This window comes from Agrococcus beijingensis, assembly GCF_030758955.1.
GTDB classification, from domain to species: domain Bacteria; phylum Actinomycetota; class Actinomycetes; order Actinomycetales; family Microbacteriaceae; genus Agrococcus; species Agrococcus beijingensis.
In genome coordinates this window covers 1240492-1255687 of sequence record NZ_CP132360.1, presented here as the reverse complement: position 1 = coordinate 1255687, position 15196 = coordinate 1240492, and the positions used below count along the sequence as shown (strand labels likewise).

Annotated in this window: 12 protein-coding genes; 2 read left to right on the top strand and 10 right to left on the bottom strand. The window is 70.6% G+C overall.

From position 1 onward, the window contains the following. Positions 1-50: 50 nt before the first annotated feature. From Q9250_RS05985 to msuE, 5 genes are all read right to left on the bottom strand, one after another. Positions 51-1274, bottom strand: coding sequence for a citrate synthase (locus Q9250_RS05985; protein ID WP_422665097.1), 1224 nt, complete (start codon positions 1272-1274; stop codon positions 51-53). A 172-nt stretch (positions 1275-1446) separates the two neighbouring features. Further along, positions 1447-2520, bottom strand: coding sequence for a succinyldiaminopimelate transaminase (dapC, locus tag Q9250_RS05980; protein ID WP_306233672.1), 1074 nt, complete (start codon positions 2518-2520; stop codon positions 1447-1449). Between the two features lie 6 nt (positions 2521-2526). Continuing rightward, positions 2527-2844, bottom strand: coding sequence for a ferredoxin (gene fdxA, locus Q9250_RS05975; protein WP_128189925.1), 318 nt, complete (start codon positions 2842-2844; stop codon positions 2527-2529). After that, on the bottom strand, positions 2841-3944 hold the full coding sequence (locus Q9250_RS05970) for a PIG-L family deacetylase (RefSeq protein ID WP_306233671.1): 1104 nt from the start codon (positions 3942-3944) through the stop codon (positions 2841-2843). The genes fdxA and Q9250_RS05970 overlap by 4 nt, the downstream gene beginning before the upstream one ends. A 38-nt stretch (positions 3945-3982) precedes the next feature. Then, positions 3983-4555, bottom strand: coding sequence for an FMN reductase (gene msuE / locus Q9250_RS05965; RefSeq protein WP_306233669.1), 573 nt, complete (start codon positions 4553-4555; stop codon positions 3983-3985). 120 nt (positions 4556-4675) lie between these two features. On the opposite strand from msuE, the gene Q9250_RS05960 reads away from it, so the two are divergent. Beyond that, positions 4676-6061, top strand: coding sequence for an LLM class flavin-dependent oxidoreductase (locus Q9250_RS05960; protein WP_306233668.1), 1386 nt, complete (start codon positions 4676-4678; stop codon positions 6059-6061). 75 nt (positions 6062-6136) lie between these two features. Here the strand turns inward: Q9250_RS05960 and Q9250_RS05955 are convergent, their stop codons facing one another. From Q9250_RS05955 to Q9250_RS05945, 3 genes are all read right to left on the bottom strand, one after another. Then, positions 6137-7702 (bottom strand): MDR family MFS transporter, encoded by a 1566-nt coding sequence (locus Q9250_RS05955; RefSeq protein ID WP_306233667.1) that lies wholly within the window; start codon positions 7700-7702, stop codon positions 6137-6139. A 282-nt stretch (positions 7703-7984) separates the two neighbouring features. Further along, complete coding sequence (typA, locus tag Q9250_RS05950; RefSeq protein WP_306233666.1) at positions 7985-9889, bottom strand: translational GTPase TypA; 1905 nt, start codon at positions 9887-9889, stop codon at positions 7985-7987. A gap of 88 nt (positions 9890-9977) precedes the next feature. Further along, positions 9978-11678: an ABC transporter ATP-binding protein gene (locus Q9250_RS05945; RefSeq protein WP_306233665.1), complete on the bottom strand. Its 1701-nt coding sequence runs from the start codon at positions 11676-11678 to the stop codon at positions 9978-9980. 74 nt (positions 11679-11752) lie between these two features. Here Q9250_RS05945 and Q9250_RS05940 point away from each other — a divergent pair, with 74 nt between their 5' ends. After that, positions 11753-12337 carry a PH domain-containing protein gene (locus Q9250_RS05940; protein WP_306233664.1) on the top strand — a complete coding sequence of 195 codons (585 nt, stop codon included), beginning with the start codon at positions 11753-11755 and terminating at the stop codon, positions 12335-12337. Positions 12338-12344: 7 nt separating this feature from the next. Here the strand turns inward: Q9250_RS05940 and Q9250_RS05935 are convergent, their stop codons facing one another. Continuing rightward, the gene (locus tag Q9250_RS05935) at positions 12345-13496 is read right to left on the bottom strand and encodes an ABC transporter permease (RefSeq protein ID WP_306233663.1); all 1152 of its coding nucleotides are present in this window, start codon (positions 13494-13496) and stop codon (positions 12345-12347) included. Then, entirely contained in the window at positions 13496-15067 is a 1572-nt protein-coding gene (locus Q9250_RS05930) for an ABC transporter permease (RefSeq protein ID WP_306233662.1), read from the bottom strand. Before Q9250_RS05930 ends, Q9250_RS05935 begins: the two co-directional genes overlap by 1 nt. Between the last annotated feature and the right edge of the window lie 129 nt (positions 15068-15196).

Below are 15196 nucleotides of genomic sequence, written 5' to 3'. Positions count from 1 at the left end.
GGACGCTCCAGGTCGGATGCCGCGCGAGCGGCGGGCGGGACGGGGTGGGGTCAGATGTGGCGCTCGACCGGGCCGACGTACAGCTGCTGCGGGCGGCCGATCTTCGTCTGCGGGTCGAGCATCATCTCGCGCCAGTGGGCGATCCAGCCGGGCAGGCGCCCGATCGCGAACAGCACGGTGAACATGCGCTCGGGGAAGCCCATCGCCTTGTAGATCACGCCGGTGTAGAAGTCGACGTTCGGGTAGAGCTTGCGCTCGCGGAAGTAGTCGTCGGCGAGGGCGACCTGCTCGAGCTCCTGCGCGATGTCGAGCAGCGGGTCGCGCACGCCGAGCTGGGCGAGCACCTCTTCTGCCGACTGCTTCACGAGCTTCGCGCGCGGGTCGTAGTTCTTGTAGACGCGGTGCCCGAAGCCCATGAGCTTCACGCCCTGCTCCTTGCGCTTCACGCGCTCGACGAAGCGCTCGACGCCCTCGCCCGAGTCGCGGATGCCGCGCAGCATCTGCAGCACCGCCTCGTTGGCGCCGCCGTGCAGCGGGCCCGAGAGGGCGTGGATGCCGGCCGATACCGACGCGAAGAGGTTGGCCTCGGTCGAGCCCACCAGGCGCACCGTCGACGTCGACGCGTTCTGCTCGTGGTCGGCGTGCAGGATGAGGAGGCGCTCGAGGGCGCGCACCATCACCGGGTTCTGCACGTAGGGCTCGGCCTCGATGCCGAAGTTGAGCTTCAGGTAGTTCTCGACGAAGCTCATCGAGTTGTCGGGGTAGAGGAACGCCTGGCCGATCGACTTCTTGTGCGCGTAGGCGGCGATCACCGGCATCTTCGCCAGCAGGCGGATCGTCTGCTTGTCGACCTTGTCGGGGTCGCGCGGGTCGTGGTCGGACTCGTAGTAGGTCGACAGGGCGCTGACGGCGCTCGAGAGGGCGCTCATCGGGTGCGCATCGCGCGGCAGCGCGTCGAAGAAGCGGCGCAGATCCTCATGCAGCAGCGTGTGGCGGCGCACCCGGTGGTCGAAGGTGGCCAGCTCGTCCTCGCTCGGCAGCTCGCCGTAGATCAGCAGGTGCGCGACGTCGAGGAAGGTCTTCTGCTCGGCCAGCTCCTCGATCGGGTAGCCGCGGTAGCGGAGGATGCCCTCGTCGCCGTCGATGTAGGTGATCGCGCTGCGCGTCGCCGCCGTGTTCACGAAGCCGTAGTCGAGCGCGGTGAGGCCCGTCTCCTTCGTCAGCTTCGCCACGTCGATGGCTGAGCGGCCGTCGGCGGCCTCGAACACCTGCAGCCGGGTCGAGCCCCCGTCGTGCTGGATCGTCACGGAGCGCTCCTGGCTCGTCGCGGCGGGCGCGGAGGGCGCCACCGTCGCCGACGTGGACGCAGGAGTGGTTGCAGATGCCTCAGTCGTCACCCGCACAGCCTACCCGGCGCTCGGCCGTGGCCTCTCACGAGGCTCCTGCTCAGCCGCGCAGGCGCGCCGCGGCACGGGCGATGGCGTCGTCGGATGCGGTGAGCGCGACCCGCACGTGGCTCGCGTCGCCGTAGAAGGTGCCGGGCGCGACCAGGATGCCGAGCCGCGCCAGCCGATCGACCTGCGCCAGCGCATCCGACCCGTCCGTGGACCACAGGTAGAGGCCCGCGTCGGAGGAGACCGCGAAGCCGCGCGACTCGAGCGCCGGCAGCAGCAGCGCACGACGGCCGCGGTAGCGCTCGCGCTGCTCGTCGACGTGCTGCGCGTCGCCGAGCGCGACGGCCAGCGCGTGCTGCACGGGGCTCGGCGCCATCAGCCCCAGGTGCTTGCGCACCGAGAGCACCCGCTGCACCACCTGCGCGTCGCCGGCGACGAACGCGGCGCGGTAGCCGGCGAGGTTCGACTGCTTGCTGAGCGAGTAGACCGCCAGCAGGCCCGTCAGGTCGCCGTCGGTGACGCGCGGGTCGAGGATCGAGGGCGCCTCGGCGACCTCCCACGGCAGCAGCGCGTAGCACTCGTCGCTCGCGACCACGATCCCCCGCTCGCGGGCGGCGTGCACGACGCGACGCAGCGCATCCACCCCCAGCACGTCTCCGGTCGGGTTCGAGGGCGAGTTGACCCAGACGAGCCTCGTGCCGGCGGGCCAGTCGTCGGGGTCGTCGGCCGGCACCGGCGTGCTGCCGGCGATGCGCGCGCCGATGTCGTAGGTCGGGTAGGCGACCGAGGGGAACACCACCGCGTCGCCCGCGCCGATGCCGAGCTGCAGCGGCAGGCCGGCGACGAGCTCCTTCGAGCCCACCGTCACGAGCACGTTCTCGTCGGTCAGGCCAGGCACGCGCCGCACGCGCGCGAACCAGTCGACGATCGCGCGGCGCACCTCGGGGGTGCCCCAGTTGGTCGGGTAGCCGTGCGCGTCGGTCGCCTCGCGGAGCGCGGTCTGCAGCAGCTCGGGCGTCGGGTCGACGGGGCTGCCGACGCTGAGGTCGATGAGGCCGTCGGGATGCGCGGCGGCGACCGCCTTCGCGCCGGCGAGCGTGTCCCAGGGGAACTCGGGCAGCTCCATGCGGCGCTACGCCTGCGGCGGCAGCGCGGCCACGATGGGGTGGTCGTGCTTGATGACGCCGACCTTGGCGGCGCCGCCGGGCGAGCCGATCTCGTCGAAGAAGTGCACGTTGGCCTCGTAGTACTCGGCCCACTCCTCAGGCGTGTCGTCCTCGTAGAAGATCGCCTCGACGGGGCACACCGGCTCGCAGGCGCCGCAGTCGACGCACTCGTCCGGGTGGATGTAGAGCATCCGCTCGCCCTCGTAGATGCAGTCGACCGGGCATTCGTCGACGCAGGCGCGATCCTTCACGTCGACGCACGGGAGCGCGATCACGTAGGTCACGGCTGGTCTCCTTCCGACTGCTGGCCCGGCTGAGCCCTCGCAGCCATCCTAATCCGCCGCATCGATTCGGCATCGGGCCACGCCAGCGCCACGAACGACACCGCGGCCGGCACGAGCGTCCACAGCCAGCCCGCGAGGTTCGCGGGGATCAGCGCGCGCTCGGTGCCCCAGGCGCCCCGGCCGAGCGGATCGATCGCGACGAGCGCGACGATGCCGAGGAGCCCGATCACCGCGGCGAGGGTGAGCGGGCGGGAGCCGGAGGCGGCGCGCATGCCGAAGACCAGGCCGATCGCCGCGACCAGCGACAGCACCAGCCCCCACGGCAGCTGCTGGTGCGAGAAGGTGCCGACGATGCCCACGACCGCGCCGGCCGCGAGCGCGCCGATGCGCAGGCTCCACCGTGTGCGGCGCGCCGGGCGCGTCTCGATCTGGCGGTAGTGCTCGACCAGGTCGAGCGGGCGTCGCTGGCCGCCGACGTGCTCGACCTCGTCGCCGTGCTGCTCGACCTGCGAGCGGTGCGCCGCGAGCGCCGCCTCGACCCGGTCGCGCACCGGCGCCAGCGGGAAGGCCACGTCGCCCTCGCGTGTCGAGCGCACGTAGAGCGGCAGGTCGTAGCGGCGGGCGGCGATGATCGATGCCCGATGGGCGGCGACGTGATCGGGGTGCCCGTAGCCGCCGTCGGCGTCGTACGTGACGAGCGCGGTCGGGTCGACCTCCTCGATGACGGAGCCCAGGGCATCCGCCAGGTCGTCGAGCGACGCGCGGCTCATCGCGGTCTCGGGCGCGTCGGGCGCGGCTCCCGCCTTGCCGTTCTGCAGCCACGACATGCCGGAGTCCTCCCAGCCGTGGATGCGCCGACCGCGGGCGCCCAGCGCGCGCAGCGCCGCGTCGAGCTCGCGGCGGCGCACCTCGCCCACGCCCACCTCGGCGACCTCCGCGACGCTGTCGGCGCGCGTCTCGCCGCGCTCACCGAGCGTGAAGGTCGCGACGATCGCATCGCCGCCGCCCGCGGCGATGCCGGCGATCGCGGCGCCGGTCGAGAGGGTCTCATCATCAGGGTGCGCGTGCACGAAGAGCACGCGCTCGAGGCGGGGGTCCATTCCTGCTATCCAACCACCTCCCGGTGGTCACCCCGTTGCTACCAGGCGGCGGGCCGCACCGGCGCGGGCAGGCGGTGCAGGTAGGGCAGCGCCCGGTCCGCCGCCGACTCGATGCGCGCCAGGATCTCGGGGCACCGCACCTGCCCGCCCTCGAAGTCCTCGCTCGCCGCGAAGACCCCCACCGGCAGCGTGAGCGCCTGGAAGAACGCGAACAGCGGGCGCAGCTGGTGCTCGATCGTCAGCGCGTGCCGGTGCGAGCCGCCCGTCGCCGCGAGCAGCACCGGCACGTCGGTGAGCGCATGCTGGTCGACGAAGTCGAACAGGTGCTTGAACAGGCCCGTGAAGCTCGCGCGGTAGACGGGGCTGCCGACGACCAGCAGATCGGCCTCCTCGATGGACAGCACCGCGCGCTCCGCGTCGGGCGCGAGCGCGGCGCGGTCGAGCGCGCCGGCCAGCTGCGGCCCGACGTCGACGAGCTCGATCAGCTCGATGTCGGCGTCGACGCGGCTCGCGACCGCCTCGGCGAGCGCCGCGACCAGCGCCGTGGTCGACGACGGCCGGTGCAGGCTGCCGCTGACCGCGACGATGCGGAGGCGTTCGGGATGCGTCATGGCAGTCACGGTAGGCGCCCCACGGGCCGCTCGCGCGAGTGTGACGCGACGTGACCTCCGGTGACGCCGCGCGTCCCGCATCCGTTGTGCCCGCCCGTGATCACGGTCACGCTCTCGTCTATGACACGGCAGATCCGCTTCAACGCCTTCGACATGAACTGCGTCGCGCACCAGTCCTCAGGGCTGTGGCGCCACCCCGACGACCGGTCGCGGCAGTACAACACCATCCGCTACTGGACCGACCTGGCCCAGTTGCTCGAGCGCGGCCGCTTCGACGGGCTCTTCATCGCCGACGTGCTCGGCACCTACGACGTCTACGGCGGCGACCGCACTGCGGCGGTGCGCAACGGCGCCCAGGTGCCCGTCAACGACCCGATCCTGCTCGTGAGCGCCATGGCGGCGGTCACCGACGACCTCGGCTTCGGCATCACTGCCGGCACCGCCTTCGAGCACCCCTACCCCTTCGCCCGCCGTATCACCACGCTCGACCACCTGACGAACGGCCGGGTCGGCTGGAACGTCGTCACCGGCTACCTGCCGAGCGCCGCCCGCAACATGGGCCAGGACGACCAGCTGGCGCACGACGACCGCTACGACCACGCCGACGAGTACCTCGAAGTGCTCTACAAGCTGTGGGAGGGGTCGTGGGAGGACGACGCCGTGATCGAGGATCGCGAGCGGGGCATCTTCGCCGACCCCGCGAAGGTGCACGACATCGGGCACGTCGGCAAGCACTTCACGGTGCCCGGCGCCCACATCTCCGAGCCCTCGCCGCAGCGCACGCCGGTGATCTACCAGGCGGGCGCCTCGCCCCGCGGCGTCGCGTTCGCGGCCGACCACGCCGAGGCGATCTTCGTCGCCGCGCCCTCGAAGGAGGTGCTCGCCGCCACCGTGCGCCGCATCCGCGACGCACTGGAGGCCGCCGGCCGCGACCGCTCCGCCGCGCGCATCTACACGCTGCTCACCATCATCACCGCGGCGACCAGCGAGGAGGCGCTCGCCAAGGAGGCCGAGTACCGCTCCTACGCGAGCGAGGAGGGTGCGCTGGTGTTCATGTCGGGCTGGATGGGCGTCGACCTCGCCGCCTACGACCCCGCAGACCCGGTCGGCGACGTCGAGTCGAACGCGATCCAGTCGGTGCTGCACCACCTCAAGGCCGAGGCCGACCTCGGCCGCGAGTGGTCGGTCGGCGACCTCGGCCGCCACGCGGCGATCGGTGGGCTCGGCCCGACGCTCGTCGGCAGCGGCGAGGAGATCGCGGATGCGCTGCAGTCGTGGGTCGCGGAGACCGACGTCGACGGGTTCAACCTCGCCTACGCCGTCACCCCCGGCACGTGGGAGGACGTGATCGAGCACGTGATCCCGGTGCTGCGGGCGCGCGGCGCCTACCCGGAGGAGTACCAGCCGGGCACGCTGCGGCAGAAGCTGCACGGGCGGGGCGACCGTCTGCCCGCGGAGCACCGCGGGGCGAGCTACCGGGTCGGGCTGGGCGCCGACGCGGACTGAGCGACGCGCAGAGGGCCCGAGCGCGGCGAACCGGCTCGGGCCCGCTGTCGTTTCAGGCGGTGGGGGCTCAGGGCATCAGCCCTGCGAGTCCGCCGGCAGCCTGCGGATCGTCAGGGCGAGCACGGTCGCGACGGTGGCGAGCACGCCGCCGAGCACGAACGCCCAGACCGCACCGTCGGCCGTCGCCGCACCCGCCGAGGCGCCCTCGGCGGTGGCCGAAGCCGTGCCGAGCGTGAGCATCGCCACGAACAGCGCCGTGCCGATCGCGCCCGCGAGCTGCTGCAGCGTGTTCATCGACGCGGAGCCGTCGGCGTACAGCTCTCGCGGCAGCGAGCTGAGGGCGAGGGTCATGAGCGGTGTCATCACCATCGACATGCCCATGCCGAACACCACGTTGAGGGCGATGATGAGGCTGACCGGCGTCGCGTCGGTCAGCAGCAGCGCCTGCAGCCACATGGCGATGCCCATCAGCGCCATGCCCGGCACCACGATCGGGCGAGCGCCGACGCGGTCGTAGAGCCGACCGACGATGGGGCCGAGCACCGCCTGCACGGCGCCGCCGGGCAGCAGCACGAGCCCCACCGAGACGACGCTGAGCCCGAGCGAGCCCACGAGGTAGATCGGCAGCACGACGACGGTGCCGAGCATCGAGAGCATCGCGACGACGACGACCATCGCCGAGGCGCGGTAGTTGCGCACCGCGAAGGGGCGCAGGTCGAGCAGCGCCCGGCCCTCACGGCCCAGGCGCACCTGTCGGGCGATGAACAGCGCGAGGCCGGCGATGCCCACGACGCCGCCGATGATCGTCGCCAGGGGTGCGCTGCCGTCGAGCAGCCCACCGATCGAGACCAGCGCGAAGACCAGGCCGCCGAAGCCGAGCGCCGAGAGCACGACGGAGAGCGCGTCGATGCGCATGGCGCGCGGGCTGGTGTAGTTGCGGATCACCATGAGGCCCACGACCAGCGCGATCACGGTGACCGGCAGCATGAAGATGAACAGGAAGCGCCACGAGAGCGCTCCGAGCACGAGGCCCGAGATCGTCGGACCGAACGCGGGAGCGGCGGAGATGACGACCGACGAGAGGCCCATCACGGCGCCGCGATGCGCGATCGGCACGAGCGCCAGGGTGGTGGTCATCAGCAGCGGCAGCATCATGGCGGTGCCGACCGCCTGCACGACGCGACCGGCCAGCAGCAGCTCGAAGCCGGGAGCGATGGCGGCGAGCGCCGTGCCGACGAGGAAGAAGACGAGCGCGCTGGTGAAGATCGCGCGAGTGCTGAAGCGGTTGAGCAGGAAGCCGGTCGTGGGGATCACGACCGCCATGGTCAGCATGAACGCGGTCGAGAGCCACTGGGCGGTGGTCGCGGTGATCGCGAACTCGGTCATCAGCACCGGCAGTGCGACGGAGAGGACCGTCTCGTTGAGGATCATGACGAAGGCGGTGACGACGAGCACCGCGATGATGGGGCCGGGCTTGATGCCGGGCGTGGGGTGGCCGTCGACGACGGTCGTGCTCGGGTCGTCGGCGCCGTGGCGGGTGGCGAGCTGCGCGGCGGCGGCGGGGGCTCCCCCGCCGACGATCGCGGCGGACTCGTCAGCAGGAGGCTGCAGCTGGATGGTGTCGGTGTCGGTGCTGTTCACGTGGATCAATCTGCGCGACGCACGCTCCTCGCGGCCGTCGGAGGACGGCGCCGATCAGCCGCACGGAGGGGCGGATCGCAGTGGCGGGAGCGCAACGGAGACGTCGGATGCCGCAACGGGCATCGCGCTCCCACCGGCGGCGGGAGAATTCGCCTCCAGCATGGCAGAACCGGGGCCCGCTTCGTAAGCGCGCTGGAGCACCAGAGCGGCGACCCTTTCGGGTCGCCGCCGCGACGCCAGCGCCGTGGCCCGTCTCGGGCCGCGGTCACCGGTTCGACGTCGCTAGTCGCGCTTCTTCATGCGGCTGGCCTCGCGACCACGAGTGGTCGCGTCGAGGATCACCTTGCGGATCCGCACGGCGTGCGGCGTCACCTCGACGCACTCGTCGTCGCGGGCCCACTCGAGGCTCTCCTCGAGGGAGAGCTGCTTCGGAGGCGTCAGTCGCTCGAGCTCCTCACCGGTCGACGACCGGATGTTGTTGAGCTTCTTCTCCTTGGTGATGTTGACGTCCATGTCATCGGCACGCGCGTTCTCGCCGACCACCATGCCCTCGTAGACGTCATCGCCGGGCTGCACGAAGAAGATGCCGCGGTCCTGCAGCGCCATGATCGCGAAGGGCGTCGCGACGCCGGTGCGGTCGGCGACGAGCGCACCGTTGTTGCGGGTGACGATCGAGCCCGCCCACGGCTGCGTGCCGTGCGAGATCGCGTTGGCGATGCCGGTGCCGCGCGTGAGCGTCAGGAACTCGGTGCGGAACCCGATCAGGCCACGGCTCGGCACCACGAAACCCATGCGCACCCAACCGGTGCCGTGGTTCTGCATCCCGTCCATGATGCCCTTGCGAGCCGCGAGCAGCTGCGTGACGGCACCCAGGTGCTCCTCGGGCACGTCGATCGTCAGGTGCTCGAAGGGCTCGTGCAGCACGCCGTCGACGCGGCGGGTGACGACCTGCGGCTTGCCCACGGTGAGCTCGAAGCCCTCGCGCCGCATCTGCTCGACCAGGATCGCCAGCGCCAGCTCGCCGCGGCCCTGCACCTCCCACGCGTCGGGGCGGCCGATGTCGACCACGCGCAGCGACACGTTGCCGATCAGCTCGCGGTCGAGGCGGTCCTTCACCATGCGGCCGGTGAGCTTCGAGCCCTTCACCTTGCCGGCGAGCGGCGACGTGTTCGTGCCGATCGTCATCGAGATGGCGGGCTCGTCGACCGTGATGGTCGGCAGCGGCCGCACGTCGTCGGGGTCGGCGAGGGTCTCGCCGATCGTGATCTCGGCGATGCCGGCGACGGCGATGATGTCGCCGGGGCCCGCGCTCTCGGCAGGCACGCGCTCGAGCGCCTTCGTCTCGAGCAGTTCGGTGATGCGCACGTTCTGCACCTCGCCGTCGTGCCGCACCCAGGCGACCGTCTGGCCCTTGCGGATGGTGCCCGCCTTCACGCGCAGCAGCGCGAGCCGGCCGAGGAACGGCGACGCGTCGAGGTTGGTGACGTGCGCCTGCAGCGGCGCCTCGTCGTCGTACTTCGGCGCGGGGATGTGCTGCAGGATCGAGGCGAAGAGCGGCTCGAGGTTCTCGCTGTCGGGCAGGCTGCCGTTCTCGGGCTTGTTCGTCGAGGCGCGGCCGGCCTTGCCGGAGGCGTAGACGACGGGCACGTCGAGGACGGCATCGAGGTCGAGGTCGGGCACGTCGTCGGCGAGGTCGGATGCGAGGCCCAGGAGGAGATCCTGGCTCTCGGTCACGACATCGTCGATGCGCGCGTCGGGTCGGTCGGTCTTGTTGACCAGCAGGATGACGGGCAGCTTGGCCTCGAGCGCCTTGCGGAGCACGAAGCGGGTCTGCGGCAGCGGTCCTTCGGAGGCGTCGACGAGCAGCACGACGCCGTCGACCATCGAGAGGCCTCGCTCGACCTCGCCGCCGAAGTCGGCGTGCCCGGGGGTGTCGATGACGTTGATCGTCACCGGACCGTCGGTGGCGTGCTCGCCCACGTATCGGATCGCCGTGTTCTTGGCGAGGATCGTGATGCCCTTCTCACGCTCGAGCTCGTTCGAGTCCATGGCGCGCTCGTCGTGCGTGTCGTGCGCGCCGAACGAGCCGGTCTGCGTCAGCATCGCGTCGACGAGGGTGGTCTTTCCGTGGTCGACGTGGGCGACGATCGCCACGTTGCGGAGGTCGGATCGCGCGGCGATCGGCATGCAGGTGCCTTCCAGTTGCTTGAGTGCGACGGACGGCCGCGACTGCCCAGTGTACCGGGCGGTCGCGGCCGTCGTCGTTCAGCCTGTGTCAGAGCAGCCTGCGCGACTCCCTGCGCTCGCGCTGGGCGACCGGGTCGGGCAGCGGCACGGCCGAGATCAGTCGCTGCGTGTAGGCGTCCTGCGGGTTGCGCAGGATCTCGTCGCGGGTGCCCTCCTCGACGATCCTGCCCTTGCGCATCACCGCGATGCGGTGCGCGAGCGAGTCGACGACCGCGAGGTCGTGGCTGATGAAGAGGCAGGCGAACTGCAGCTCCTGCTGGATGCCGGTGAGCAGCTCGAGGAAGCGCGCCTGCACCGAGACGTCGAGCGCGCTCGTCGGCTCGTCGGCGATCAGCAGCTCGGGCGCCAGCGCCAGCGCACGGGCGATGCCGACGCGCTGCTTCTGACCGCCGGAGAGCTCGTGCGGGTAGCGGTTGCGGTAGGAGGCGGGCAGCTCGACCGACTCCAGCAGCTCCTGCACGCGCTTGTCGAGGTCCTTCGCCTCGATCGCATCGCCGGCGGCGCGGCGCGAGAGCAGGATCGGCTCGCCGATCGACTCGCCGATCGGCATGCGCGGGTTGAGCGACGACGACGGGTCCTGGAACACGATGCCGGTCTTCTCGCGCAGCGGCCGCAGATCCTTCATCGATGCCGCCGAGATGTCCTGCCCGGCCACGCTCAGCACGCCGGCGGTGATGGGCAGCAGGCCGATCGCAGCACGGCCGAGCGTCGTCTTGCCAGAGCCCGACTCGCCCACGAGGCCCAGGATCTCGCCCGGGTACACCGCGAGGTTGATGTCCTCCGCGGCGCGGAAGGCGGGCACGCGGCCGCGCTTCGGGTACTCGATGACCACGTCGGTGAAGCGCAGGATCGGGTCGACCGTCTCGGAGACCTTCGACGCCTCGAACGCGCGGCCCGTCTGATCCTCGTGCACGCCCAGGTACGGCACCGCGGCGAGCAGCTCCTTCGTGTACGGGTGCGACGGCCGCTGGAACACGTCGAGCGCGGAGCCGCGGTCGACCATCTCGCCGTTGCGCATGACGATGATGCGGTCGGAGAGGTCGGCGACCACACCCATGTCGTGCGTGATGAGGATGATGGCCGAGTTGAGCTCGTCCTTGAGCTTGCGGATCAGGTCGAGCACCTCGGCCTGCACCGTCACGTCGAGCGCGGTGGTCGGCTCGTCGGCGATCAGCACGACAGGGTCGCACGCGAGCGACTGGGCGATCATCGCGCGCTGGCGCTGGCCGCCGGAGAGCTGGTGCGGGTACTTGTTGAACGCGTTCGGCGGATCGGGGATCTCGACCTTCGTGATCAGCTCGATCGCGCGCTCCTTCGCCTGGTCGGGCGTGAGGTCGAAGTGGCTGCGCAGCGCCTCGACGATCTGGAAGCCGATCGTGTAGACCGGGTTCAGCGCCGTCATCGGCTCCTGGAAGATCACCGCGATCTCGTTGCCGCGGATGTGGCGCAGGTCGCGCGGGGGGATCCCCAGGATCTCCTGGCCCTTCAGCGTCACCGACCCGCGCACGCGCGCGTTCGGGGGCAGCAGGCTGATGAGCGCCATCGCGGTCGTCGACTTGCCGGAGCCCGACTCGCCCACGATCGCCAGCACCTCGCCGGCGCGCACCTTGAACTCGGCGTTCTTGACGGCCGGGTAGAACTTGCCGTCGACCCAGAAGTCGACGTTGAGGTCGCGTGCCTCGAGGATGACGTCGCGGTCTGCGACGGGGGCGGCTGCCGTGTCGGTCACGGGAGTTCCTCTCCTGCGTTGTCAGGGAAGCAGTGGTGTTCTGCGAAACTGGGTGAATGGCCTATCAACGAGCGGTGTTCCGATCGTCCTTCGGCAGGGTGATCACGGTGGTGATCGGGATCCTGATGGCGCTGGCGCTGGCGAGCGTGCTGCTCGCCGACGATCCGGCCGCCAACCTCTGGGTGCTGCCCTGGCCGGTGCTCGGCGCTGCCGTGACCTGGGCCTTCATGTGGCGCCCGGTCGTCGAGATCGACCGAGCGGGCGTGCGGGTGCGCAACCCCTTCACCGACTGGACGGTGCCGTGGGGCGCCATCCGCCGCATCGACACCAAGTGGGCGCTCGAGCTGACGCTGGCCACGGGTCGACTGACCGCCTGGGCAGCGCCCGCGCCGAGCCGCTACGGCATCGCGCAGGTCACCAAGGAGGACATCCGCCTGGCTCGCGAGTCGAGCACCGTCGGCGGCGCGATCCGCCCCGGGGACGCAGTGCACAGCGTCTCCGGCGCGGCCGCGCACGTCACGCGCACCCACTGGGAGGAGCTGCGCGACGAGGGACAGCTCGACGACACGGCGACCGCGACGCGCACGTGGCACTGGCCCGCGATCGCCGTGGTCGCGGTGCCGGCGATCGCCGTCGCCGCAGCCCTGCTGCTCCGCTGACCGCACGTCAGCGCCGGTCGTCGGGATCGACCGGTGCGTCGCCGGCGGTGTCGCCGGCCTCGCGCGGCGGGCGGCCGTCGGGTCCGGGCGACTCGGCCAGCGTCGTCGTGGCGCTCGACGTGTCGTCGGCCTCGTGGCCGCGCAGCGCCGCGGCGTCGGCGGCGATGACCGCGTCGGCCTTGCGCATCGCGCGCTCGGAGGGCATGCGCTTCTGCCGCGGGTCGAACGCGTCGCGCAGGCCGTCGCCGATGAAGTTGATGCACAGCGCGATCGTGATGATGAACAGGCCGGGCCACCAGAACAGCCACGGACGCGTCTGGAACGCCTCCTGGTTCTGGCTGATGATGAGGCCGAGCGAGGTGTCGGGCGCCTGCACGCCGTAGCCGAGGTAGGACAGGCCGGTCTCGGCCAGGATCGCACCGGCCATCAGCAGCGTCGTGTTGACGATGATGACGCCCATGGCGTTCGGCAGGATGTGCTTGAAGATGATGCGGCCGTTCGAGGCGCCGGCGACGCGAGCGGCGTCGACGAACTCGCGCTCGCGCAGGGTGAGGAACTCACCGCGCACGAGGCGCGCGAGGCCCGTCCAGGAGAAGAGGCCGAGCACGAGCGCCAGGATGAACGCGCCGAGCTTGCCGAACGTCGAGCCGATGACCGCGCCGATCACGATGAACGGGATCGTGATGATCACGTCGGTGAAGCGCATGAGCACCGAGTCGACCCAGCCGCGGAAGAAGCCCGACAGCGCACCGATGATGATGCCGATCGTCGAGCCGATGAGGCCGACGATCACCATGATCATGAGCGACTGCTGCGTGCCGCGCATGACGAGGGCGAACAGGTCCTTGCCGATCGAGTCCTGCCCGAACGGGTGCTCGAGCGAGGGGACGCCGCCGTTGACCGGGCGCGGGTTCTGGGTCCAGTCCCAGGTCCACCAGCCAGGCACCCGGACGGACCCGAACGAGAGGCCGACGGAGGTGAACGCGAGGATCACGATGAGCGCGAGCACGATCATCGAGGTCACGGCGCCCCAGTGGCGGAAGAAGCGCTTGCGGACGATCTGGCCCTGGCTGAGGCCCTCGATCTCCTTGAGCTCGAGGTTGGCCTCGGCGTCGGTGATCTGGGGGCCGGCGGGCTGCGAGGGAAGGTTGGTGGTCATCAGCTCACCCGGATTCGGGGGTCGAGGGCCGCGTATGCGATGTCGGCCAGCAGGTTGAACAGGAGCGCGAGCCCGCCGGTGACGAGGAAGAACGCCATCACGGGGTTCGGGTCGACGCGGTCGAGGCCGTTCTGGAACATGGAGCCCATGCCTGTCCAGCCGAACACCCGCTCGGTGATCACCGCGCCGCCGATGATGCCGGCGATGTCGAAGGCGACGATCGTGGTGATCGGGATCAGCGCGTTGCGGAACGCGTGGCGCACGATCACGGTGCGCTCGGTCAGGCCCTTCGCGCGCGCCGTGCGGATGTAGTCCTGGTTGAGCACCTCGAGCAGGCTCGCGCGGGTGTAGCGCGTGTAGCCGGCGAACGAGATGACCATGAGGGCGATCGACGGCAGCAGCATGTGCGTGAACGTGTCGACCCCCTGCACGAAGAACGTGGAGTCCGAGAACCCGGGGTTGCTGGCGCCGATCGTGGCGATCGGGCGACCGCGCACGAAGCCGGAGGTCGAGTAGGCGTTCCACAGCTGCATGTGCCGGTCGACGACCATGACCGCTGCGACGAGGAACGCGGTCCAGCCGCCCACCTTCATGTTCGTCGACTTGTTGTCGCCGCCGAAGATCCAGCCGGCGAGCACGCCGACCGCGATCGTCAGCACGGCGAGGCCGATCATGAGCCAGGTGTCCATCGGCACGATCTGCGGGTTGAACAGGACGTAGTTGACCGGGTAGTAGAGCGCGGCGCCGAGCACGGCCATGCCGAGCGCGATGAAGAGCGAGCGCTTCTGCTTGAAGCCGGCGAGGATCGCCGTGACCAGCAGCGCGATGGTGATGTTGAACACGGCGATCGCGAGCAGCGAGAAGTCGAGGCCGAACACGATGAAGCGCGGGTTCAGGAACCAGCCCGAGACGCTCATGTACCAGAGCAGCAGACCGCCGGCGAGGAACGCCAGCGCGAAGGTGATCGCCTTGCGCTTGACGTCGCCGCCCAGGACCGCCATCCAGAAGAGCCCGGAGGCGAGCGCCACTGCGGCGATGACCCACGGCTGGATCTGCGCCCCTGACTGGAACCAGTCGTTCGCGCCGATGGCGAGGAACTGCTTGAGCAGCACCGCGAACCAGAAGATCGGCAGCGAGTAGAAGAGGAAGGAGATGAAGGTGACGGAGTAGTCGTACGAGGAGTACTGACGCAGGGCCGTCGTGATGCCGATGGTGATGCCGAGGATGATGGCGACCACGGTCGCGATCGTCACGAGGCGAAGGGTCTGGTCCATCGAGTTGACGAGCACGTCGAGCACGGGCTGCTGCTGGATGGTCATGCCGAAGTCGCACTGGCCGATGAAGCAACCGGCGATGCCGCCGAGCCAGATGAAGTAGCGCAGCGGCGGCGGCACGTCGAGGTGCAGCAGGCGGATGCGGGCTTCGATCAGCTGGGCTGTGTTCGGCGTCTGGACGCCGCGCAGATCCTCGAGCGGATCACCCGAGAGGGCGACCATGTTGTACATGAGGAAAGTCGCGGCCAGCAGGATGAGCACAGCCGCGATCAGGCGCCTGACGATGAATGTCGCCACCGGTTCGCCTCCTTGGGTTCCGGGTGAATTTGGACCCGCAGCTCGCCGATCGGGCGGTGCGGATGAGTTCATGCGAGAGGCGCCGGGCCAGGTGGTCCGGCGCCTCTCTGCCTGAAAGCCACATCACAC

Bases quoted from the DNA above. Each gene is read 5' to 3' on its own strand.
- Q9250_RS05970 (WP_306233671.1), bottom strand. From the start codon at position 3,944: ATGGACCCCCGCCTCGAGCGCGTGCTCTTCGTGCACGCGCACCCTGAT.
- msuE (WP_306233669.1), bottom strand. From the start codon at position 4,555: ATGACGCATCCCGAACGCCTCCGCATCGTCGCGGTCAGCGGCAGCCTG.
- dapC (WP_306233672.1), bottom strand. From the start codon at position 2,520: ATGGAGCTGCCCGAGTTCCCCTGGGACACGCTCGCCGGCGCGAAGGCG.
- typA (WP_306233666.1), bottom strand. From the start codon at position 9,889: ATGCCGATCGCCGCGCGATCCGACCTCCGCAACGTGGCGATCGTCGCC.
- Q9250_RS05960 (WP_306233668.1), top strand. From the start codon at position 4,676: ATGACACGGCAGATCCGCTTCAACGCCTTCGACATGAACTGCGTCGCG.
- Q9250_RS05935 (WP_306233663.1), bottom strand. From the start codon at position 13,496: ATGACCACCAACCTTCCCTCGCAGCCCGCCGGCCCCCAGATCACCGAC.